16 protein-coding genes are annotated in these 24,300 nt (G+C 56.6%); 12 read left to right on the forward strand and 4 right to left on the reverse strand.

What is annotated here, in order from left to right:
- The 8 genes from Q1Q75_RS05735 to Q1Q75_RS05770 all read left to right on the forward strand — a co-directional run.
- Positions 1-261, forward strand: a 261-nt coding sequence (locus Q1Q75_RS05735; RefSeq protein ID WP_300668231.1) for a hypothetical protein, incomplete at its 5' end; no start/stop codon positions are given.
- Positions 262-263: 2 nt separating this feature from the next.
- Entirely contained in the window at positions 264-1,229 is a 966-nt protein-coding gene (locus Q1Q75_RS05740) for a glycosyltransferase family 2 protein (RefSeq protein WP_300668232.1), read from the forward strand.
- Positions 1,230-1,339: 110 nt separating this feature from the next.
- Entirely contained in the window at positions 1,340-3,151 is a 1,812-nt protein-coding gene (locus Q1Q75_RS05745; protein ID WP_300668234.1) for a diguanylate cyclase, read from the forward strand.
- Between the two features lie 51 nt (positions 3,152-3,202).
- Positions 3,203-3,796, forward strand: a complete 594-nt coding sequence (locus Q1Q75_RS05750) for an acyltransferase (RefSeq protein ID WP_300668236.1) — start codon at positions 3,203-3,205, stop codon at positions 3,794-3,796.
- Position 3,797: 1 nt separating this feature from the next.
- Entirely contained in the window at positions 3,798-4,322 is a 525-nt protein-coding gene (locus Q1Q75_RS05755) for a hypothetical protein (RefSeq protein ID WP_300668237.1), read from the forward strand.
- Between the two features lie 24 nt (positions 4,323-4,346).
- The gene (locus Q1Q75_RS05760; RefSeq protein WP_300668238.1) at positions 4,347-6,950 is read left to right on the forward strand and encodes a WecB/TagA/CpsF family glycosyltransferase; all 2,604 of its coding nucleotides are present in this window, start codon (positions 4,347-4,349) and stop codon (positions 6,948-6,950) included.
- 49 nt (positions 6,951-6,999) lie between these two features.
- On the forward strand, positions 7,000-7,821 hold the full coding sequence (locus tag Q1Q75_RS05765; RefSeq protein WP_300668240.1) for an AAA family ATPase: 822 nt from the start codon (positions 7,000-7,002) through the stop codon (positions 7,819-7,821).
- Between the two features lie 97 nt (positions 7,822-7,918).
- Positions 7,919-8,740, forward strand: a complete 822-nt coding sequence (locus Q1Q75_RS05770; RefSeq protein WP_300668242.1) for an AAA family ATPase — start codon at positions 7,919-7,921, stop codon at positions 8,738-8,740.
- 33 nt (positions 8,741-8,773) lie between these two features.
- Here Q1Q75_RS05770 and Q1Q75_RS05775 read toward each other — a convergent pair whose 3' ends face one another.
- The 4 genes from Q1Q75_RS05775 to Q1Q75_RS05790 all read right to left on the reverse strand — a co-directional run bounded on the left by Q1Q75_RS05775 (position 8,774) and on the right by Q1Q75_RS05790 (position 19,307).
- Positions 8,774-10,837, reverse strand: a complete 2,064-nt coding sequence (locus Q1Q75_RS05775; RefSeq protein WP_300668244.1) for an alpha-amylase family glycosyl hydrolase — start codon at positions 10,835-10,837, stop codon at positions 8,774-8,776.
- A 4-nt stretch (positions 10,838-10,841) separates the two neighbouring features.
- Positions 10,842-12,356, reverse strand: coding sequence for a glycogen synthase (locus Q1Q75_RS05780; protein ID WP_300668246.1), 1,515 nt, complete (start codon positions 12,354-12,356; stop codon positions 10,842-10,844).
- Between the two features lie 54 nt (positions 12,357-12,410).
- Positions 12,411-16,688, reverse strand: coding sequence for an amylo-alpha-1,6-glucosidase (locus tag Q1Q75_RS05785; protein ID WP_300668247.1), 4,278 nt, complete (start codon positions 16,686-16,688; stop codon positions 12,411-12,413).
- Between the two features lie 120 nt (positions 16,689-16,808).
- Positions 16,809-19,307: a glycogen/starch/alpha-glucan phosphorylase gene (locus tag Q1Q75_RS05790; RefSeq protein ID WP_300668248.1), complete on the reverse strand. Its 2,499-nt coding sequence runs from the start codon at positions 19,305-19,307 to the stop codon at positions 16,809-16,811.
- A 799-nt stretch (positions 19,308-20,106) separates the two neighbouring features.
- Here Q1Q75_RS05790 and Q1Q75_RS05795 point away from each other — a divergent pair.
- The 4 genes from Q1Q75_RS05795 (at position 20,107) to trpC (ending at position 24,141) form a co-directional block, all read left to right on the forward strand.
- The gene (locus tag Q1Q75_RS05795; protein WP_300668250.1) at positions 20,107-21,597 is read left to right on the forward strand and encodes an anthranilate synthase component I family protein; all 1,491 of its coding nucleotides are present in this window, start codon (positions 20,107-20,109) and stop codon (positions 21,595-21,597) included.
- Positions 21,594-22,163 carry an aminodeoxychorismate/anthranilate synthase component II gene (locus Q1Q75_RS05800; RefSeq protein WP_300668252.1) on the forward strand — a complete coding sequence of 190 codons (570 nt, stop codon included), beginning with the start codon at positions 21,594-21,596 and terminating at the stop codon, positions 22,161-22,163. The genes Q1Q75_RS05795 and Q1Q75_RS05800 overlap by 4 nt, the downstream gene beginning before the upstream one ends.
- Positions 22,164-22,310: 147 nt before the next feature.
- On the forward strand, positions 22,311-23,327 hold the full coding sequence (gene trpD / locus Q1Q75_RS05805) for an anthranilate phosphoribosyltransferase (RefSeq protein ID WP_300668254.1): 1,017 nt from the start codon (positions 22,311-22,313) through the stop codon (positions 23,325-23,327).
- A gap of 31 nt (positions 23,328-23,358) precedes the next feature.
- A complete protein-coding gene (gene trpC / locus Q1Q75_RS05810) occupies positions 23,359-24,141 on the forward strand; it encodes an indole-3-glycerol phosphate synthase TrpC (RefSeq protein WP_300668256.1) in 783 nt (260 codons plus the stop codon).
- Positions 24,142-24,300 lie beyond the last annotated feature (159 nt).

The raw sequence follows: 24,300 nt of genomic DNA on the forward strand, positions 1-24,300 counted from the left end.
CCCTTAAAAACGGAACTGATGATGCGGCTTATCCTCCCGTTCCGATTTTTTGGCCGCGGCTATTTTATCGGCGTCCTCATGGGTCGAGACAGGACAGATCCCCCTCCCCACGGTATCCACAGCATGGGAGGCCGCATCGCCACCATGGCCATCCTGGCCCTGCTCCTTTTCATCGTGATCTCCGGGATTTTCTTTATCCTTTACCTCATCAAAAGCCTGATAGGCATCGATCTCTTCTCCAATGCCCATCTCATGGAGTGACCATGGCCCGGCCACAGGAAACCGACCTCTCCATCGTCATCGTCTCCTTCAACACCCTGAAGCTTACCCGCCAATGCCTGACCTGTATCCAGGCCCATAGCGGCGGGATCCGATACGAAGTGATCGTGGTGGACAACGCCTCAGCAGATGGCTCCGCCGAGATGATCGAAGCAGAGTTCCCGGAGGTTGCCTTAATCCGACAAACCATCAACAAAGGCTTTTCCGGAGGAAACATCCCTGGGATGACGCAGGCGAAAGGCCGATATATTCTGCTGCTCAACTCCGATGCCTTCATCACGGCCGGCGCGCTCTCAAAGGCCCTGGCCTACATGGACGCCCACCGGCGGGTGGGGATCCTTGGATGCCGTCTCACCAACCCGGACGGCTCCCTTCAACCCTCAGCCCGAAGCCTGCCCGGCCCCATCAACAAATTTTTACACATCTCCGGCCTCGCCGCCCGGTTCCCCACCTCACGCCTCTTCGGCAAGGTGGACTACACCTGGTGGGATCATGGTACCCCCCGAAAGGTGGGCTGGGTGGTGGGCGCTTTCTTCCTGATCCGGCGCCGTACCATGGAAGAGATCGGCCTCCTTGATGACGGCTACTTTCTCTATTTCGAAGAGATCGACTATTGCCTGGCAGCCCAACGGGCATACTGGGACGTGGTCTTCTACCCGGAGGCCACCGTGGTCCACTTAGGCGGCCAAAGCACCCTCAAAACCCCGGGGCACATCTCCACATCCGGCAGACAAAGCCTTGGCATCCGCATCGCCAGCGAATGCCGTTATTACAAAAAATGTTACGGCCCCCTTCGCCTGCTGGCCGCCATGGGGGTGGAGGTGCTCTGGAATGGATTCATCCGCCTGAAACACACCCTTGCCCCCCGCCCAGAGTCCCCCCGAAAAAAAGCAGATGCTTCGATGATCATGACGCTCATCACAAAAGAGATCGGCACCAGGCTCCGGTGACAAAACAGCCATCAAGAGATGCCGATACGGCCATATAGGTTCTCTCAATATTCTCGTCGGCCCAAGGCTTACCATGGTCTCTAACCATCCCCTTTTTACCAAGGCACCCCATGCAGATACGACCCTTCAACGATTGGCAAATTCTAAGCAAAATCATGACCATCTCCATCATCAGCGTCACCCTGATCACCATGGTCATCCTGGGCTATTTCATGTCTTTAGTGGAGCAGGAGATGATCCACGGGAAAAAAATAGGGCTGAAAAACGTTGTCGATACCGCTTACGGCTTATTTCACGAGAATACCGCCCGCATTCAGACGGGTGAAATCAGCCTGGAGGAAGCAAAAAAGCAAATCATTCTTCGCATGAAACCGATGCGATACAGTGATAACAACTATTTCTGGATCAATGATCTCGACCTCAAGATGGTCATGCACCCGATCCAACCGGAGCTTGAGGGCAGGGACCAGTCCGACAGCAAAACACCCGACGGCATCTACCTGTTCCGCGAATTCTTACATGTCAGCCAGGCCAATGGTTCCGGGTTTGTCGATTACATGTGGCCAAAACCCGGTGAAAAAAAGTCGGCCCCCAAGACCTCGTATATCCGACTCTACGAACCTTGGGGATGGATCATTGGCAGTGGCATGTACCTTGATGATGTCCACACAGAGCTCAACCGCCTGCGCGTTTATGTGCTAAGCGGTGTCGCCGTGTTTGCCCTGTTGACCATCTCCCTTGCCGTGTTCATCGGTACCGGCATCACCCGCCCCTTGAAAAAAGTCATCGAGGGCCTTCAGGATATCGCTACGGGGAAGGGACGGGCCGCCCTGACCAAACGGATCGCCATCACCTCCCTTGACGAAATCGGCCTGCTCTCCACGGAGTTTAACCGCCTGATGGAATCCATTAACGGCCTGACGGTCTTCAAAAATGTGATTGAAGAAGATGGGACACTCGATGAAGTGTACCAGAGACTTGGCGATCTGTTCACACAGCAAATCCATATCCCCCGCTGCTTTATCTTCCAGGTCATCAGTTCAAAAGACAAACTGGAATTAAGCTACCCGAGCCGTTTTGATCAGGAAGAGATGATGTGCAATCCGTTCATCCTTGATGACAACACCCTCTGCAAGGCAAAGCGAACCGGCCACGTGATTACGTCTGCCCATTTCCCTGCGATCTGCAGGCAATTTTTACCTCAAGCAGAAGAACTTCACCACTGCGTGCCCGTAGTTGTGGGGGGCACCCCCGTTGCAGTCGTTCAATTCATCTTCCAAAAACTGGAAGATCCGGATGAGATAAAAGCAATGGAAACGAAGATCTTTAAAGCTGAGCAGTATCTCAACGAATCCCTTGCCGTCATCGAGACCAAACGGCTGATGAGTTCACTGAAGGATGCCGCGCTGATCGACCCGCTGACCGGCTTATACAACCGGCGCTACCTTCAGGAGTATACGGAAAAAATGGTGGCCGGCGTCCTGAGACGGGGAAAGGCGATCGGGCTGATCATGTGCGATCTTGATTACTTCAAGCAGGTCAATGACACCCATGGACACAATGTCGGAGATCTCGTTTTGAAAGAGACCGCCAGAATCATTGTTAAAAATCTGCGTGACGCGGATATCGTGATCCGTTTTGGAGGAGAGGAGTTTCTGGTGGTCCTCCTGGATATCAATGAAGGGGAGAGCCTCGAAATCGCTGAAAAAATCCGGCTAAGTATCCAGCAGACCAAATTCAAAATATCCGATGGCGTCATTCAAAAAACCATCAGCGCAGGGGCCAGTGAATTTCCTCAAGACACCGACACCCTGTGGAGCTGCATCAAATTTGCCGATGTGGCCCTCTATCGCGCAAAAGAGGAGGGACGCAACCGATGCATCCGGTTTACCAAAGACATGTGGACGGAAGATCAAGTCTGAAAACCCCCTGCCCGGCCCCAGGGCAGCGTGGGGCAAAAGAAAAGGTTCATCATGCCCATGAAACCCCTGCAGAAACTCACACACATGGCACGCCGGCTGAGGCTTTTGGCAGACAAAGGGTATTACCCCCACTACCTGAGGCACCAGGGCGTGCGCATCGGAAAAGGGGCGGTGGTTCTCTACCCCTCTTACATCGACGGGCGCATGCCCTACCTCGTAGAGATCGGAGACCACGCGGTGATCAGCCTGTATGTCACCATCCTCACCCATGACGCCACCAGCGCCTGGGCCGGAGACCTCATTAAGGTGGGGCGGGTCACCATCAAGGATCACAGCTTCATCGGAGCGGGAAGCACCCTGCTCTGCGGCACCACCATCGGCCCCAACGCCATCGTGGGGGCAGGATCTGTGGTGAGTCGCGACATTCCGCCAAACACGGTCTACGCTGGAAACCCGGCCCGGTTTGTCTGCACCCTGGAGGCATTCGTCGAAAAAAACCAAAAAGCAGCCAGGGGCCGCCCCCTTCTGGAGGGCCGCCATTTTCAGCACCCCTACATCCCCCGGGAGCGCAGAGAGGCCCTGAAAGTAAACCTCTCCGACGGATTCGGGTACTTCTGCGCCCACCTGCCGGACGAAAAAGGCTGACATGTTTAAAAACATCCGGGCGGATCTGGCTGCCCACCAGGGAGACTGGGGAGCCCAGGGGTTCTGGGCCATGGTCATTTACCGGTTCGGGCGATGGCGGTACACCCTCGCCAATCGCTGGCTGCGGATGCCCTTCTCCCTTCTTTACAAGATCGCGTTCAAGGGAGTGCAGGTGGTGGCAGGCATTGAGCTGCCCTGTGAAGTGGAGGTGGGTCAAGGCTTTCGCATCGACCACTTCGGTGGGGTGGTGGTCAGCGGATTTGCCTCCTTCGGAGACCACTGCGTCATCCGAAACGGGGTCACCGTGGGCCTGCGCCGCACCGACGAACCCACGGCCCCGAAAATAGGCCATCACGTGGACATCGGCGCCGGTGCCAAGGTCCTGGGGCCCATCACCATCGGCGATTATGTGGTCATCGGGGCCAACGCCGTGGTCATCACCGATGTCCCGGATAACGCCATCGCCGTAGGGATTCCCGCCCGCATTATTCTGCGGCGTCAACGAAGCACCTCAAAAGCTGATTGACACACACACAATAAGGAAATAACGATGACCCAGCCCCTTCCCAAAATCGGCGTGGTGATTATCGGAATCAACGTGGCCCGATACATCGAGATGTGTCTCCACTCGGTGCTGCACGGCGACTACCCCCGGGACCGCCTGGAGATCGTCTATGTGGACGGCGGGTCCAATGACGGCAGTATAGAGCTGGCAGACGCCTTCGAGGACGTTCACGTCATTCGTCTCGATCACCCCCACCCCACCCCAGGCCGGGGTCGCAACGCAGGCTGGCGTTATTTATCCACCCCTTTGATTCAATTCATGGATGCGGACACCACGATAGAACCGGGATGGTTTCAGGCCGCCCTTCCCCACTTGAACGACAACACCCCCGCCATCTGTGGGTTCAGACGGGAACGCTACCCGACCCGGAATCGATATCACCTTCTCACGGAGATGGAGTGGCGCTACGAAGAGGGACCCTGCCGATATTTTGGCGGCGAAGTGCTCCTTTATCGCTATGTCCTGGAGGAGACCGGCGGATTTGACGCCGAGCTGGTGGCCGGAGAAGACCCCGAGCTGAGCCGGAGTATCCGCCGTAAAGGGTGGGAAATCCGACGCATCGCCGCCCCCATGAGCACCCACGACATCCACATGACCACCTTCCGGCAATACCTCAAGCGGGCCTATCGAAGCGGCCACGCCTACGCTGAGATCGGCCTGCGGTTTGCGTCAAGCCCGGACCCTCTCTGGCTGCGCGAGCTGATTCGGGTCACGGTCCGAGGCAGCCTGCCTCCGTTTCTCATGGTATTGGGATTGATCACGGGTCACCCCATGGCCGGCCTCCTCATCGCTCTGCTCATTGCGGCCCGCCCCTTCTACACTCTGAAACTCACCATTCAGCGCTTTGGCTGCCCCCGCCGCCAGGCCCTTCTCTATGCAGCTCACTCGGCCTTTGTGGTCTTTCCCCAGCTGGCAGGGGTCCTGCGCTACCTGACGGGCCGATTATGCAACCGCCCGTTACACAACAAAGCCCCCCGTTCACCTCAGGCCATGATGAAACCAACCGACACCGTCCTCGTTTTAGGCATCCCCTTAGACAACCTCACCCTGGAAGAAACCATTGAGCGCATCCACACCATGGTCGCCGCATTCCGAAGAGACGGCATCCCCAGACTCGTGGCCACGGTCAATGTAGATTTTCTCGTCAACACCCTCAGTTGGTTCTCACGAGCCCCCCGGCACCCGGAGCTCCTCTCCATCCTCCAGCACGCCGACCTCGTCACCGCCGACGGAATGCCCCTGGTCTGGACCAGCCGTCTTCTCGGAAATCCTTTAAAAGAACGGGTCACCGGAGCCGATCTTGTGCCGGCGCTGGCGGCCTCCGCCACCGTAAAAAAAGAATCCCTCTATTTTCTGGGAGGCCGGGGGGAAGTGGGCCGGCAAGCCGCCGACACCCTGAAGAAGCGAAACCCGGAAATGATCATTGCCGGAGTGGATGCCCCCTTTGTCCATATTGACGGAGATGCATTAACCCACGCAGCAGAAGACGACAAAGAAATGATTGACCGCATCAACACGGCCCGTCCCGACATTTTGCTCGTGGCCTTTGGAAACCCCAAACAGGAGACCTGGTTTCATCGCAACCGATACCGCCTTAAGGCCGGGGTCACCCTCGGCATCGGCGGCACCTTTGAATTCATCACGGGCTCTGTGGCCCGGGCTCCCCTGTGGATGCAAAAATCGGGGCTGGAATGGATATATCGCCTCACCCAGGATCCCAGGCGGCTGTGGAAACGTTACGGGATTGGCTTTTTCAAGTTCACGGTCATGATTTTTCCCATCATCCTCCACACCCGCTGGCACCGATTGCGCAGGGTGAGACAACGCCAGAAAGCCGGCCCTGCCCCACCGAATCATGCCGCCTACACACACCTAAATGAAATCAGTGTGATCCCCCTGCCTGCGGAACTTGACGCATCGGTTGTGGGTGATCTGAAAGAAAAAGAGAGGGAATGGCTGGCCCATGAAAACGGCCTGGCCCTTGATTTCAGCCATGTCCGTTTTATGGATTCTTCGGGGCTGGGATTTCTCCTGGGACTCTGGAAAAAAAGCATCACACGCCATGCCGGTTTTTATATAATAGGGTTGCAACCGCCAGTGATGAAAATTCTCAAACTCAACCGTGTGGATGCACTGCTCACGGACCACATCATCGAAGACGTGGAGGAGATCCTGGAGGCTCAAGAATCCCCCACGATCCATCGCCCTTTTTTCCACTCGCTGAAATCCATGATAACGACACGGGAACTCCAGCTTTGCGGAAGTCTGGACGCAGCTCAGATGCAGACCCTCGACCTCCCCGATCTTCTCGGCACCATTGCCGGCAAACACCTCATCCTGGACCTGACCCACCTTGATTTCGTGGACAGCACGGGCTTGATACTCCTTCTCAAGCTGAAAAAAACCGTGGTGTCATCCGGCCACACCTGTCTCCTCTGCGGTGTCCAGACAAACATCACGCAAATGCTTCATGTCACCCGGCTGGAGCATTTTTTCCCCTCTGCACCGGACATCCTTACGGCACGGATAAAGTTAAAAGAGGCCCCAGACGTCCCCCGAACCACAGACCCTGTATGTCCTGTCTCTTAACTGAAAGCATCCCCTGAAACCGCAACATCAACCGATATCAGGAGACACCATGCCCATCATCACAATATCCAGATCCTTCTGCAGCAAAGGCAAGCTCGTTGCAGAAAAAGTGGCTTCCACCCTGAGCTATCAGTGCATTTCACGGGAAATTCTTCTGGAAGCCTCGGAGCAGTTCAATGTGCCCGAGATCAAGCTCGCCCGGGCCATTCATGACGGCCCCACCGTTTATGAACGTTTCTCCCACGGCAAGGAGGGCTACATTGCCTTTATCAAGGCGGCCCTTCTCAACCGACTGAAAACGGGAGATATTGTCTATCATGGCCTGGCGGGCCACTTTTTTGTTCAGGACATTCCCCATATATTGAAAATACGACTCCTGGCAGATAAGGAGGCTCGGATCATCGAAGAGATGGCGCGCGAAAACGTCACAGAAAGCGTCGCACAGAAGCGACTCGCCAAGGATGACAAAGAACGCTGCGACTGGAGCACCTACCTCTATAAAATCGACACGCGGGATCCCGAGCTGTACGATCTGACCCTCAACCTCAAGCAGGTCTCTGTAGAGGATTGTGTCACCATGATCCTCTCCGCTTTAAAATTACCGTATTTCCGAGACACAGAGGACGCAAAAGTCACATTAGAAAACCTGGCGCTTTCCGCCACGATCAAAGCCACCATCGTCCACAAATACTACAACGCCGAGGTCTCATCCCAGGCAGGAAATGTGGTCATCAAACTGCCCGAACCCGTGGCCCAGATAGAGAAAACAAAAGATGATCTAAAATCTCTCATCAAAAATATTGAAGGCATCAATGAACTCTATTTTAACATCATGTCCAATACCTTACCCAGAACAGCCATGCATAAATAAAAATATTTTTTCTCCGTTGAATTTCATGTGCCCTATGCCCTATGATGCCTCCCTTGATCTATAAGCAAACACTTTTTCATACCCTGGGAGACGCACAATGCCAATTATCACCATATCCAGTTCTTCACAAAAAAACCGTCAGATTATCGCTGAACGCGTCGCCGAGCGACTCGGACACACCTGCATCTCCCGGGAGATCATCCTTGAGGCATCGGAGCACTACAACGTCCCGGAGATCAAACTCGCCAAAGCCATCCATGACAGCCCCACTATTTTTGAGAGATTGTCCAACGGCAAAGAACGGTACCTCTCTTTTTTCAAAGCCTCTTTATTAAATAATCTCAAAAACGGATCGATTGTTTACCACGGTATCGTCGGGCACTTTTTTGTTCAGGGCATTCCCCGCGTGTTAAAAGTTCGAATTCTGGACAGCATGGAGAATAGAATTCAGGAAGATATGGAACTGGAAGGGGTCCCTGAAGGCGTGGCACGAAAACGAGTCCTGCAGGAAGATCGGGAACGATACAACTGGTGTTCCGCGCTTTATAAAATGGACACCCGGGACCCGGAGCTCTACAACCTGGTGATCAACATTGAGCGGATTTCCATCGACGATTGCGTTGATCTCATCTGCTACGCCCTCGAAAAAGAGTACTTCAAAGAAACCGCCGAAGCAGAAAAAATCCTCAAGAATCAGGCCCTCACCGCCACCATTAAAGCGGCCATCGTACAAAAATACAGTGACGCCACCGTCACCTCCTACGACGGCAACGTGGTCATCCACATGGATCCCCCGATTTCCCAGATTCCCAAAAAAAAGCGCGACATCCGCGCCCTGACCTGCAATATCGACGGCATCAGAAAGATGGAGTTGGACCTCAAGGCCAAAACACTGCCTCGCACGCCGATGCACAAGTAAGGGTTTTTGCCCATTGCCTGTCGCCTTTAGCCTTTAGCCTTTAGCCTTTGGCCTTTGGCCTTTCAGCCTGTTTTTCCCCAACACCATGGCCGTTCGGGCGGGCAGGTAAGTATAAATGTGATGACCTGCTTTGGCATCTGGGAATGAAAAAAAACACTGGTTTGCCTCAATACGACACTGCCCTCCAAACTCTGAGGCGTCGGTATTTAAAAGCAGGTTGTAATCGCCGGGAGAAACCGGCACCGGATGATTAACCCGGGAACGGGTAGGATGAAAATTAAAAATAAAGACCATGGCTCCCCTTTCAAAGGCGAGCCATTTTTTTATGCGTGAAATTCCGAGAAGCCGAACATGGGAAGAGGCAAAGAGCTCCCCCTCTTCGGCGAGGGCTGTCATGTTCCGATCAAAAGCGGCCAACAGAGGATATTTAAGCTCCGGGTTGTCCACAAGGCTCCATTGCCGTCTGGCATAATGGCCCGACCAGCGATTGCCCTGACGCGGAAAATCGATCCATTCGGGGTGGCCGAATTCGTTGCCCATGAAATTAAGATACCCGGCACCCGCCGTGGCAAAAGTGAGCAGCCGAATCATCTTGTGAAGGGCCATGGCCCGATCGATATGCGGGTCGGAGTGGTCTCTGCCCATGCCATCGTACATGGCCATCCCGGCCATACGGAAAAAAAGGGTCTGATCCCCCACCAGCGCCTGATCATGGGATTCGGCATAGCTGAGGGTCGGCTCCTTCTCGCGCCGGTTTGTGAGTTCATACCAGATGTGATCGAGATCCCAAGATTCATCCGGGACCTCCTTGACCAACTGGGTCCAGAGATCCGGCAACCCCATGGCAAACCGATAATCAAACCCCGTCCCCCCAAGCTCCCGCGGGAGAGCCAGGCCCGGCATGCCGCTGACATCCTCGGCGATGGTGATGGCGGAGGGCTGAATTTCATGAATCAGGCGATTGACAAGGGAGAGGTAAACCAGCGCCTCTTCATCCACCTCATCGCCAAAGTAATCGTCATAGGAGGTAAAACTCCGGTTCATCCCCCGATGGTGATAGAGCATACTGGTGACCCCGTCGAACCGGAACCCGTCCACCCGATAAGTCTCCAGCCAGTAGCGGCAGTTGGAGAGAAGAAACCGCACCACCCCCTCTTTCCCATAATCAAAGCAACAGGAGTCCCATCCTTCATGGTGCCCCCTGGCCCCGTCATGGAAATAGAGATGGCAGGTCCCATCCTGACAGCTCAACCCCTCCACCTCATTTCCCGCCGCATGGGAATGCACCATATCAATAATCACCCTGAGCCCAAGCCCATGCGCGGTATCCACCAGGCGTTTAAAGGCTTCGGGGGTTCCGAAGCGTGAAGAGACGGCAAAATAGCTTGTCACGTGATACCCATACGACCCGTAATAGGGATGCTCAAGAATCCCCATCAGCTGAACGGTATTGTAACCGGCCCGCTGGATACGCGGCAGCACATGATCCGTAAAGTGATCGAAATCGGCCACCCCTTCCTCTTCTGAGGCCATCCCCACATGGGCTTCATAAATAAGGGGCACCGACCCCTTCGCCGACAGGGTCCCATGACGCCACGCATAGGGCTCCTGCCGCCAGGCCTGGGCGTTAAAAAGGAGGGTATGGGGATCCTGGACCACCCGGTCTGCATGGGAGGGGATCCGATCTCCCGAACCGCCCTCCCAATGGATCCGAAACCGATACAGGGTTCCATGGGGCATCTTCGTGTCAGAAAGGGAGAGTTCCCAGAGATCGCTCCCCTCTCTTCGCCTGAGGGCAAACTCCGGCCTCTCCTCCCAGTCGGAAAAGGTCCCGATAAGATAAATAGCCGTGGCATTGGGAGCCCACTCACCGATACACCAGAGCCCATCCCCGTACCTCGGTCCGCAGACAAGGTGAGTCCCGGCAGCCTCCCGGAGGCTCCCCTGGCGCGTCAGTCGCTTCATGGCAAGGGTCACCTGGTCCAACCGGCGAACCAGGACCGGGCCATAGGGTTTGAGCAAAGGATCCAGAGTCATGAGGGTGGTGGCCAGTTCGCCGGCATGATCCAGGCTGGTGGCGCAGTAACCGCTCCTCATGTCGCTACACAACAAAGGGCCGTTCAAGCATCTTCTCATAGAGGTCCATGTACCTGTCTGCTGTGATGGTATGGTTAAAGGTCCTGCGGCTCTCATCCATGATGCGATGTATCTGGGACCGTTTTAACGATTCGGGTTTTCGCCAGAAGTCCATGGCTTCATCCACGGCCCAGCGCAAACCCCCCGCGTCGTGGGAGGTGAAAAGAAAGCCATTACCAATCCCCGCCGCCGGATCCAGATGCGTCACCGTATCGTGGATCCCCCCGGTGTCGAAGGCCACGGGCAGGCTGCCGTAGAGAGGGCCAACCATCTGAGGCAATCCGCAAGGCTCAAATCGAGAGGGCATAAAAAGAAAATCCGAGGCGGCATAGGCCAACCGGGACAGGGACTCGTCAAAGGGCCTTAAAACCACCCGATCCCCCAGATGAAAGGTGTGGATAATGCGTTCAAAATGGGGCCAGAATTCACCATCGGCGACCATCACCACCTGCATCCCCTCGCGCCAGTAATGGGACAGGGTGTCGTAAAGAATCTCCGCAAGGAGCCCGCACCCTTTCTGCAAAGGATCCAGGCGCGAGGGCCAGAAAAAAAGAGGGGCGTTGTGATCCTGCGCAAGCCCCAGCCGCTCCTGCAGATGAATCTTGTTGGACCGCTTTCCCGCCTTGTGATTTCCAGCGCTATAATTCCTGAAAAGAGCGGCATCTATTTCCGGGTCGCAGGTTTCATCTGGAGCGTTCAGGATGCCCGCCGCGCACCCGGCATGCCACTTGTTGGCAAGCTCTCGCCTCAGATGCGGGGTGACCACATCATGGGCGCCCTCCACAATCTCTTTAAAAAAAGTGGGGCTCACGGTGTTGACATAGTGGGAGGCAAAGACACCGCTCACCAGATAATCCACAGGAAGGGTGCCCCGGGATGACTCGTAATTAATCGGAGGACGTTTGAAATAAAGGTACTGCCAAAAGTCGGCCGTATCGATTCCCCTGTCCTCAATGGTCGCCATCACGGTTTCCCGGCTGTGAATGTTATGCAGGGTGAACAGACAGGGGATCCCCTCTTTCCGGGCCATGGCGGGAATCAATCCCGTCATCCAGTCGTTGCAATGGATTAAATCCGGTTTTACTCTCGGAATCACGTGGTTAATCACCTCCCGCTGAAACGCCAGGGATATCTTCACATCTTCCCCCTCGTACCCGGAATAAACCTGATCCAGATAAAAGAAAGCCCGGTCTTCGGCCAGGTGGATCCGCTCGCTGGTGATTGAATTCCGAATGCGATCCACCTCTTCATCGAAATTATTTCTCAGCTGATCTCTGAAAATCGCCCGATAATTGGGAAGGGTCACGTGGACATCCCCCCCTTGCTCATAAAGCGCCCGAATCAACGACGAAGAGACATCCGCCAGCCCTCCGGCCTTGGCCTGTATCCTGTCCGCGCCCTCCCCCATGCCTGCAGGGAGATAGGAAATCTCCGGCGTCACAATAAGCACCCGGGGCGTTCTGTTTCGAAATCTGGGCATAGTCTCTGCCTTGCTTATAGGTCAAAAGGAAAAGAAAACATTCCGCTTCAGGGTTCACGGCGTCAGCACCTTCTTCACCCGGATCCATTCGCTCACGCTCCAGGCCTGGGCATCGCAACCGCGGGGGGTGTGGGGGGCATCCCCATCAAGGATCTCCGGCAGGTGGCCGTAACACCCGGAGAGGGTCAGGGGCAGGGCTGCATTCAGAAGTGAAAGAGCCGTCTTTCGCCCCCCTTCGCCGAAAGCACAGAACCAGGCCTCACAAAAAAGAGGATAAAGCCATCCCCAGGCGGTGCCATTGTGATAGGCCGGTTTCCGCTGTCTCTCTTCATCGCCTTCATAACGCCCCTTGTAAGGCCGATGCGGATGGTTGAGGGCTTCGCCCTGCCACACAAGGGGCAAGGGGTAGGCCACCTCACGGTTGGCAAGGCTTCGAAGTCCCCCTGGGACCACCAGCTCCCGGCAGGTCTCCACAATATTTCGGGCCAGCACCGGGCTGTCCACAACCCCTAAGGTCACCGCAAGCAGCTGATTGGGACGCAGGTAATCATCGGGGATGGCATCCACCGCCGGAATCGGTGCCTCGGCGTGAAGGCAATCCACCAAAGCCGCCTGCCCCGGCCGAACGAAGAGTTCAGAGACAGAGTCTTTCACCCGTTGCGCCAGCGAAAGCCAGTCCGCTCGCCCCGGGATATCCATTCGGCTCAGTCCCATAAGCGTCCGGTACCAGAGCGCCTGAATTTCAATGCAATACCCGCTTCTTGGCGTACAGGCCGGGTGATCGGTATCCATCCAGGTAAAATGAGCCGGGCTGAACACAAGCCCCGAGACCCGGTCCATGGCCACACCGTTCGGCGTGCCCGCCACATAGTTTCTCGCAATGGAGAGAAGAATCTCCCGCAAAGGCCGCCCCCCCATGTCCTCATCAAAAAACGAATGCGCCCCTCTGGCCTCAGCCACCTCAAAGGCGGCCACCGCAAACCACAAGGGGGCATCAGAGGTATCCCGATTGCCGGTGTTATCCCCCAGAATCATGTTGGGCAGGGTCCCCTTCTCTTCGAACTGTCCAAACTGACAAAGCACGGCCCTGGCTTCTTCGAACATCCCCGCGGCCAGCAGGCCTGGCACGCAGATCAGCGAATCCCGGCCCCAATCCAAAAACCAGGGGAATCCGGCGATCACCGACATATTTTTCCCCCGATGCACCAGAAAATCCGCCAGGGATCGGGCCATCTGAATCTCCGGAGACACCTCGGTCTCGCCTTCATCCATCACTGGAGCGCCCCCCCCCATGGCCTTATCAGACCCCATGGGCAGCACCTCGCCCTCCACCACTGCGCCTTCCCCTTCACACAACAGCATCTCCAGATAACCGGGACTGAACAAATCGGTGGTCGCGTCCAGGCCACGCCCCTGTTCCACGGGAAGCGGCACCATATAATCCCACATGGGCGAGGCGTGATACGCTCCCCGGGTGAGGGTGAGTACAAACCGATGCCCGCCTGACACCCCAAAAGAGAACCCTTTTTTCTTTCCGATAATACGCCCCGGCCATTTTGTTTCCGGACCGGTGTACGCCTTGGTGGTCTGATGAAAATTGCGATCTTCAATATCAGGTCTTATAATCAGCCCCACGGGCTCATGGGCCTCCAGCATCCGGGCAAAGGGAGCCGCGGTTCGCCTAAAATCCAAGCGCGTTCGGTTCTCCCCGGCCACCGCTTCGATCCGCACCTCAACCTGAACCAGTTTTCCATTGCCCACGGGGACCAGATACGTCCAATGGCCCACCATGCCCCTGCCCGTCCGAAAACTCGCGAGGTATTCCAGGGCGAGGGGAAAAGAAAAACCGCCATACGTAACCCAGGCGCGGCACCGCGTCCAGACCACCCGACGATCTTCCGGATATCCGGGATTGAGGTTGGCCGCCAGCAAGGCGTCGTACTTGCTGAGAATACGCTCCCGCTCCACCGGTACCCTCACCAGCGCCCCCCTGCCATTGGGACCGATCACCATCGTGGGGAAGGGATGATCCCCCCGGTTGAATAATAGGGGCAGACTCGCGGGCTCCTGCGCCGTAAGATAATGAAGGGTTCCCGAACCATGCTGCACCCCCTCACCAGCAAAGAGTGTCAGCAGAAGACGCCCCCGGGCGACCTCTCCCGTGTCCCGCCTCGGCATGAACAGGGCCACCCCCTCACCGCCGGGAAGCTGAATGCCTGTCTCCGCCCCACAGGTCCCCCCTTCGACCACGCGCACGACGCGGAAAGGATGGGGACAGCTCACCAGAAGAAAATGATCGGGGGGAATCAGGACCTCCCGATCCCGGTCCATGGGCCAACGCCACAGCACGGTCCGCGTCTCCATGGAAAAAGGGTTCTCCTGACGAAGGTAGCCTTCAGGATCCTGCAAAAATGTCTCTACGGCCGCATCAAGGGAGAACGCCGAACAATCGGCCAACCCATGGTAGAAGGTATGCACTTTGAGACAGGCAGCGCCCAGGACCATACGATCCAGATGCTGCGGCCACACCGGGGGGTGCCGTTCCCAGGCATCCATCGCCCCCACCTCCACGGGATCGCCTGTGAGGCAAAGCACCGCTCCCGGCTCCAGTTCAAGAGACAGCCTGTCCTTTACCTCGGACAGCCCCACCTTTGCACCGGTCAACAGATCCCAAAAGGGGCCTTTGGCAATGCCATCTGCCCGCCAGGAGACGGTGACCGGTTTCCGGCAGTCGGTATTGGCGACCACCCAAAGGGCCTTGCCCGTCTTTTTATGAACCCGTCGCACCACCACGGCTGCGTCCGAATCGGTTTCAAGCACGGCCAACACCACGCCCTCGTAAAAACAGGGGTGGTGCTTTAACACCACCGAGATCCGTGCCAAATGGCCCACCAAATTCTCATGCGCCCCCCAATTCAGCCCGGAGGCACCGTGCACATCGATCTTCTCCGTGGCCAGCCACTCCACCCCGTTGGCATACCCAAAGCTTCCGTTGATGGAGAGCAGCGCACAAAGGGCCGTTCTGTGTTTCGCGTAACAGGGAGAGACCGATGCGAGGCGATTGTTGTCATGGGTTTCAGCAAAATTGACCAGAAGCCCATCGGCCCGGGAGATCGCCGTCATCTCTCGCACATAGGACTCGATGGCCCGTTTGTCTTCGTTTTGAAACAGTTCGGAATACCCCCAATCAAAGCCACACCGTCCGAGGATCTCCCGTGTGGCGTCAATCCCGCCGCCCAGTCCCTCCAAAAGAAAAATGGTGTGGGGGTAGGCCGCCCTTACGGCCGCCACCACCTCCGTCCAGATCCGCACCGGAATCATGTACCCGGCATCACACCGAAACCCGTCCACCCCCCGGGCGCACCAGGTCAGGAAAACAGTCACAAGATGATCGGCAAGCCCAGGGCTGAAGTGATCCAGCTCCGTCAGGTCCTCCCAGACCACCCCCCAGGCACCGGGAGAGACGATCTCCCCGTCGGCCTTGCGAAGAAGCCATTCGGGGTGAGCCTCGTGGATCCAGGAGGCCCACCCGGTGTGATTGGCCGCCAGATCGAGGATCACGCGGGCGCCCCTGGCGTGAATCGCATCCATCAGATCACCGAACTGCTCCACCGGGGTCCGGCTGCGGTCGAATTCCGCAAGACCCGGCTCTATCCCTGTAAAACTTAAAGAGGCGTAAGGACTCCCGCACCGCCCCATCCTGCCATAGGTGACGGGCAGAGGGGTCACGGGCAACAACTGGATCACATTGCAACCGAGGGTGTTCACGATGAAATCGAGATGGTGAGCAAAAGATCGAAAGGTCCCGGAGGGTGGCGTCACCGTATGCCCCTCCCGCTCCAGCCAATCCGTGGCGTCGGCATAGAGGCGGAGCTCTTCCCGTTCAAGAATCATGGACGGCCCGAACTGACGCAAAAAAGCGTTGTAAATAATCGCAGAACAACACGTAGCAGCCGGTTTGGCGTGAATTTTTACATTTCCGCCCTCCACCCAGAGGATCCCGTCCTCCGGCTTCTGACTTTTTTGCTTCACACAACAGGTGACCTCAAAATACCCGCTCTCGGTCACCGGAAGTGTCAGGACAAAGCCCCCCTGTCCGTCGGAACGCATAGGGATATCCCGCCACGCGTTCTCCGGGTAGTCCGGGCAGGACTCCTGCGTCTCCGGAGCGGTAAACCCCAGATTGGTGCGGACCACGCCCTCCCCTTCCAACCCCTCACCCACCGTTAAAACAAAGGAGATCATCTCCCCTTCATACCGAACCAGAGAGCTGCCGGGTGCTGGAGTCTGGGTCAAACGTGATGCCGATTTTTTTTTGTCATCTGATTCCATGGGAAAATGGCCTTCGGCGGCAAGGTAACGCCGCCTTGAAAGCGGGTTGGCGAATACGCATCGGTCGTCGTTATTTCAAGCTGAAAGACGTCCGCATCGATCCGACCGGACCCCAACGTTTCAGGCCGGAGGCTGAGGTCTTGGAATCTGCCGGGTGTCTGACAAATCCGGACCCACCCCCCAGATATCCCGGGCATATTCCAAAATGGTCCGATCGCTGGAAAAGATACCGGTGTTGGCGATATTCCTGACCACGTGTGCTGCCCATCGGGGGGTATCGAGAAAACAGTGGTCCACCTCCTCCTGAATGGTAAGATAAGAGGCCAGATCCGCCACGTGGTAATAGGTGTCATGTCCATAAAGCAGGTGCTCAAACACCCACCTGAACAGCCCCGGATCCACAGGGCAGAAAAGATTGCTCGTGAAGGCGTCCATAATCTGTTTGATGGCCGGTTCGTTTTCATAGAAATCCCAGGGGTTGTAGTCCCGGCCATCCCGCAGAGCACGAATCCCCGCCACATCATGGCCAAAAATAAAAATATTTTCCCGGCCTACGGCCTTCATGATCTCAATATTCGCCCCGTCAGAGGTTCCCACCGTCAACGCGCCGTTCATGGCAAACTTCATATTCCCTGTCCCCGAGGCCTCGGTCCCCGCCGTGGAGATCTGTTCACTGAGGTCCGCGCCGGGGATGATCGCCTCGGCCACCGTCACGCGATAATCTGGCACAAAGGCAACCCGCAGATACTGCCGTGCTTTCGGGTGTGCATTCACCACGGCGGCAATATTGTTAATCAGTTTGATAATCTTCTTGGCCACCTTGTAACCGGGCGCCGCTTTTCCCGCGAAAATGTAGGTACGGGGCACCTCGGGGCACCACCCCTCTTCGGTAATCCTCAAAAATTGATGCACAATATGAAGGGCCTTTAAAAGCTGGCGCTTATACTCATGAATCCGTTTCGCGTGCACATCAAACAAGGACTCCGGATCCACCGTCACATGGGCATCACGCCGGATCAAAGCGGCCAGTTTCTCTTTATTCACCCGTTTCACGGCCATGAGTCTTTCCTGAAATACGGCATCCTCCGCATAGGGTTCAAGGGCCTTGAGCTTGCGAAGGTCCCGAATCCATCCCGCGCCGATGGTCTCGGTAATCAACCCCGAGAGCCCGGGGTTCGCTTTGAGAAGCCAGCGTCTCGGGGTGACCCCATTGGTCTTGTTATTGAATTTTTCAGGCCAGAGCTTATAAAAATCCGGCAGCAGATGGTTTTTAAGAAGTTCGGTATGCAAGGCGGCCACACCGTTCACCGAATGACTGCCCACCATGGCCAGGTGGGACATGCGCACCTGCTTTTCATCTCCCTCTTCAATCAGAGAGACATTGCGCACCAGCCCCTCGTCCAGGGGCCACTGGATGGTGATCTGCTCAAGAAACCGACGGTTGATCTCATAAATAATCTGAAGGTGCCTCGGGACCACGTACTCCATGAGACTTACCGGCCACTTTTCAAGGGCCTCCGGCAGAAGCGTGTGGTTGGTGTACCCGAAGGTCCGTTCCGTAATCGACCAGGCCCGCTCCCAGGGCAGGGAGTGCTCATCGATTAAAAACCGCATCAATTCAGCAATGGCCAAGGCCGGATGGGTGTCATTGAGCTGAATCGCCACCTTGCTGGGGAAAAGATCAAAATTATCGTAGCTGCGCAGGAAGGTCTGCGCGATATCCCGTATGGAACAGGCCACAAAGAAGCATTCCTGAACCAGACGCAACAGCCGCCCCGCCCGAAAGGAGTCCGAAGGATAAAGGACTTTCGAGATATTCTCCGACGAAATTTTGTTCTTCACCGCTTCGTGGTAGTCCCCGTCATTGAAAATCTCTACGTCGAATTCTTCGGAAGATTTGGCTGAAAAGAGCCGCAAGGTATTCACCGTCTCCCCGCCATACCCCACAATGGGCATATCAAAGGGCACCCCCACCACCATCTCCCAGTCCAGCCACATGGGGCTGTAGTCCCCCCTTTTGTCATGGGTATGGAGAATCCGGCCGAAAAGCGGCACCAGACAAGCCTCTTCGGGCCTGGCAATCTGCCAGGGGTTGCCCCGTTTCAACCAGTTGTCCGAGGTCTCTTTCTGATACCCGTTGCTGAACTCCTGCCGGAAATGACCAAACTCATAGTTGATCCCGTAGCCGTACCCCGGAATCCCCAGGGTGGCCATGGAATCGAGGAAGCAGGCGGCGAGCCGTCCCAGCCCACCGTTCCCGAGAGCGGCATCGGCGGTGCACTCCCGCACCTCCTCAAGATCCACCCCCTGACCCTCCAACATCGTTTTAAAGGTATCGAACAACTTCAGGTTGCAGAGATTGTTTCCCAGGGCCCGACCCATCAAAAACTCCATGGAGAGGTAATAAACCCGTTTCACCCCCCGATCCTGATACCGCTGCTCGGTCTGAAAAAGTCGCTCAAAAAGGCGGTCCCGCACCGTAAGGGAAATGGCCCAGTAAATTTCACGGATGGTGGCCATCTTCCAATTCCGTCCCAGGGAGTACAAAAGATGGTGGGTCACCCCTGTCTGGAGAGCTTCTCGGGTATTTTCAAGTCGCAAATCCTCATAACGTTTCATCGCATAGGTCCATGGTGATACGAATAGATAAACGCGCACGTCGAGCGCCGAGCGTTAAAAAAAGAAGGGACTACAATTTAAGGAACAAACCATCCGGGCCGACAGACGCCTGCAAACCAGACACGTCGAGCCAAAGGGAAAAAGGACAGATTATCGGGGAGAAACGGTCACAGTCAAAGAAATGGCACACGCCTGACCTTTCCTTTTGGTTTCTTGACTGCGCGCATGAAGGTCGATGGTCAACCCTACAGATTATCTCAAAATTTGATCATCATTTCAATACACGGATTCACTTCTCCCGAAAACATGTTTCTATTTAAAGAAACAATCCTTGACACCTATTTTGCGGCTGTGTATAACAACCTCCACGATAGACAACACAATGAAGGCAAAAAAGGCACCCCTCCTTCATTCGAAGCGTCTATGAAGCCTTGCTCTATTTTTTTGATAAGGATACTCAAGCGATTTCAGAGAATCGCACGAATTCGCAAGCCAAACGTTGTAAGGAAAACCACCCGCATGGTACACTTTCAGTCTACATTCCATCTTATCGCAACCTGTTGGTGGTGGCGTCCCTCGCTCCAAGGTCTGCCCACGACACCCTTACCGGCTGAACTCTGACTCCAGCTGAACCCGACAAGGACCGTGAGCACACCTCACGGTCCTTTTTTTATTTAAGGGCCGTAACGTTCTCGTTACCGGCCCTTTTTTTTATCTCACACCCCTTGCAATAAAAGGGACCCGGTACCCGCGCATCGTTTTTTTTTGATCGACCCAATGCCACCCATAGGAGAACCCGATGTTTCTCACAGAATTTCCTTCACGCGACGCCTTTGCCAGCATAGGTGAACGCGCCGACGTCATCCCCCTCTGCCGAGAGATCCTGGCAGACATGGAGACGCCGGTGTCCCTTCTCACCCGATTCTACACCCCGGATACGCCCCTCTTCCTCCTGGAGAGCGTGGAGGGCGGGGAACGTTGGGGACGCTTCAGCTTCCTGGGCGTCTCAGCCCGGATGGAGGTGCGCATTTTTGAAGCCCACGTGGAGATAAAAATCGGCGAATCCATCACCGAAACCGTTCATCACGGCGACCCCCTCTCGGTCCTGCGGCAGCTCATGGCCGGATACAAGGCCGCCGAATTGCCGGAGCTGCCCAGATTCCAAGGCGGCCTCACCGGGTTCATGACCTACGAGATGGTCTCCTTCTTTGAAAAGATCCCCCACGACCACCCAAAGGGAAAACCCCTGGCCCACTTTGTCCTGGCCGACGAAATGATCCTTTTTGACAACATTCGCAATACCATGGTCGCCGTGGTGCTCTGCTTCAAAGAAGACCATGCGGACATGAACACTCTCTACGATGCCGGTAAAAAACGTCTGGATGCTCTGATGGCGAAGGTGGAACACGGCAACGGGAAAACCCCCGGCAAAAAGCCCAAGGCCCCCCTCGTGCCTCAGCCCGTCATCCCCGAAGAGGCCTTCCGGGCCAGGGTGGCGAAAACCCGGGAAGCGATCTTTGACGGGGAGATCATCCAGGCTGTCATCTCCCAGCCCTTTGTCTGCGAGGCCCCCCCCTGCCCCGTGGAACTCTACCGGGCCCAGCGTTACGTAAATCCCTCGCCCTACCTCTACTTCATGAACCTGGGCGGCACCTGCCTCGTGGGGTCCTCCCCGGAGGTGATGGTGCGCCTCGAACGTGGGGTGGCCACCGTTCGCCCCATCGCCGGAACCCGGCCCCGGGGCATGACCCAGCAGGAGGATCGCAAACTCGCCGATGAGCTCTTAAAAGACGAAAAAGAGCGGGCCGAGCACCTGATGCTGGTGGACCTTGGCCGCAACGACCTGGGACGCGTGGCAGACACCGGCACCGTTCAGGTCACCGATCTCATGGTCGTGGAACGCTACTCCCACGTCATGCACCTCGTCTCCAACATCTGCTGCGACCTGAAGAAAAAACTCGACGCCTTCGACCTGGTCAAAGCCACCTTCCCGGCAGGCACCCTCTCCGGCGCGCCCAAGGTACGGGCCATGGAGATCATCTCAGAACTCGAGGAATCCCCCCGGGGACCCTATGGAGGGGCTGTCGGCTATTTCTCCTTCAGCGGCAACATGGACCTGGCCATCACCATCCGCACCGCCGTCATTGAAGAGGGAACCCTGACCGTCCGCGCCGGCGCAGGCATCGTCGCCGACTCCGACCCCGAAACAGAGCGGCAGGAGACCATCAATAAAGCCAAGGCCATCGAAAAAGCACTGTTCCTGGCCACATCGACAAGGATGAACCCATGATTCTAATGATCGATAATTTCGACTCTTTTACCTACAACCTCGTTCAGTATCTGGAGATGGGAGGCGCGCAGGTCACGGTGTACCGTAACAATGCGGTGACCATTGATGAAATAAAGGCCCTTGCACCTTCTGGGATCGTCATCTCTCCGGGACCGGGGCGGCCGGCGTCGGCTGGGATCTCCATGGATACCATCAAAGCCTTTTCAGGCGCGGTCCCGCTTCTGGGCGTCTGCCTCGGACACCAAAGCATCGCCGAGGCCTTCGGCGGAACCATCATCCACGCCAGCGCCGTGATGCACGGCAAGGTCTCCGAGGTGACCACCGACAAAGAAGGGATCTTTACCGGCATCGCCTCTCCCATGAAGGCCATGCGGTACCACTCCCTGGCCGTGGAGGAGGCAAGCCTCCCCCCAGAACTTCGGGTGACCGCCCGGACGGCTGACGGCGAGATCATGGGGCTCCGGCACAGAGAGCACCCCACCGAGGGGATCCAGTTCCACCCGGAGTCCATCATGACCCCCACCGGAAAGCGGTTGATTCGGAATTTTATCAACAACACGGCATAGCTGGCAGCAAGGTGAGTTCCTTGAATATCTAACGAAGACTTAACAATCAGAACGTAAACACAATTCCCACGGGCGCAGCCCGTAAGGGAATGTGACAACCCGAAGCATGAGGGTTGAAGCATTCACGAACCTTGGAGGCATCGACACATGTTCAGCGACATACTCAAAAAGCTTGTGGCAGGAGAGAACCTTTACGAAAGCACCATGGCCGACCTCATGGAAGAGATTCTGGAAGGCAGGGCCACCGACGCCCAGATCGGCGCCCTCATGGCCGGACTCGCCGCCAAGGGCGAGACCTTCGAAGAGCTGGCCGGAGCCGCCCGGGCCATGCGGAAAAGCGCCACCCGCATCCACACCAACGGGTCCTGCTTTGACACCTGCGGCACCGGCGGGGACGGCCTGTCCACCTTCAACATCTCCACGGTCACCGCCTTTGTGGTGGCCGCCCAGGGCGTCACCGTGGCCAAGCACGGCAACCGAAGCGTCTCCAGCACCTGCGGCAGCGCCGATGTGCTGGAAGCCCTGGGGGTGAACCTGTCGGTATCACCCTACGTGGTGGAAGAGGCCATCGCCGAGGTGGGCATCGGTTTTCTCTTTGCCCCCAAATTTAACAGCGCCATGCGCCACGCCGCCGCCGCACGAAAAGAGACGGGCCTTCGAAGCATCTTTAATATGGTGGGTCCCTTAACCAACCCGGCCGGTGCCTCCCGGCAGCTCTTGGGGGTCTACGCCCCCCAGCTCACCGAGATGTTCGCCGAGGCCCTGCGCCTGCTGGGCAGCCAGCGCGCCCTGGTGGTCCACGGCCATGATGGCCTGGATGAAATCAGCGTCTGCGCCCCCACCCGGGTCACCGAACTCAACAACGAGCTTATCCGAACCACCGACATCGACCCCACCGATTACTTCGGCGAGCTGGCCCCCCCTGAGGCGCTCAAAGGCGGAGACCCCGAGGAGAATGCCCGCATCGCCCGGAGCATTCTCTCAGGCGACGAGCGCGGCCCCAGACGAAACGTGATCCTTATTAACGCCGGCGCGGCCCTCATGGCCGCCGATAAAGCCGAGACCTTAAGGGAAGGCATCCACCTCGCCGAAGAGGCCATCGACTCCGGCAACGCCCTGGCCAAACTCGACGCGCTGGCACGCTATACGACGGAAAATGCCTGAGAAGCAGGCCTCCGGTAACAAGGAATTCAAAATGAGCGAATTTTTAAAGACCATTGTCACCCACGTGAAGGGTGTGGTGGAAAAAAGCAAAACAGGAATGCCCCTGGCTGAAATAAGGCACAAAGCGGAAGCGCCCCGGATTATCAGGCCGTTCCGCGAGGCACTGGAGGACACACCGGTGGCGGTGATTGCCGAAGTGAAACGCGCGTCGCCCTCCAAAGGGGACATCGCCCCTGACCTGGACGCGGCAAAAACGGCCCGGCTTTATGAAGAGGGAGGCGCGGCCGCCCTGAGCGTGCTGACCGAGGGGAAATTTTTTAAAGGAAACCTTGACGACCTCACGGCGGCCCGAAAGGCATGCCACCTGCCCGTGCTGAGAAAAGAATTTATTGTCGATCCGTACCAACTTTACGAAACTGCGGCCGCCGGGGCCGACGCCGTGCTCCTCATCGCCCGGATTCTTGCCCCCTCGCAACTCGCAGATTTCATGCGACTGGCCTCGGAGCTGCGCCTGGAGGCCCTGGTCGAGGTCTTTGACGAGACAGACATCGAAAAAATAGCCCCTTTGGCCCCGCCCCTGGTGGGAATCAACAACCGCAACCTGTCCAGCTTTGACACGGACACCACCCGGGCCGGGCGCCTCGCGACCCGTCTTCCCTCCGGCACCACGGTGGTTGCGGCCAGCGGCATTCAAAACGCCGGGGACATCCGGCGCCACCTGAAAGCGGGAATTTCCGCGTTCCTTATCGGAGAGAGCCTGGTACGGACTGAGGATCCGGTGGGGAAGCTTAAAGGGCTGGTGAATAGTGAATAGTGAATAGTGAATAGTGAATAGTGAAAATCCAACATCTGTAATCCATGTCAATCGATTTGGCTCATTATGATCTTCCGGGCTAAAGGCTAAAGGCTAAAGGCTAAAGGCTAAAGGCTAAAGGCTAAAGGCTAAAGGCTAAAGGAAAAGTGCCCGGGGGGT

The organism is Desulfoluna sp. (assembly GCF_030145185.1).
Lineage (GTDB): Bacteria > Desulfobacterota > Desulfobacteria > Desulfobacterales > Desulfolunaceae > Desulfoluna.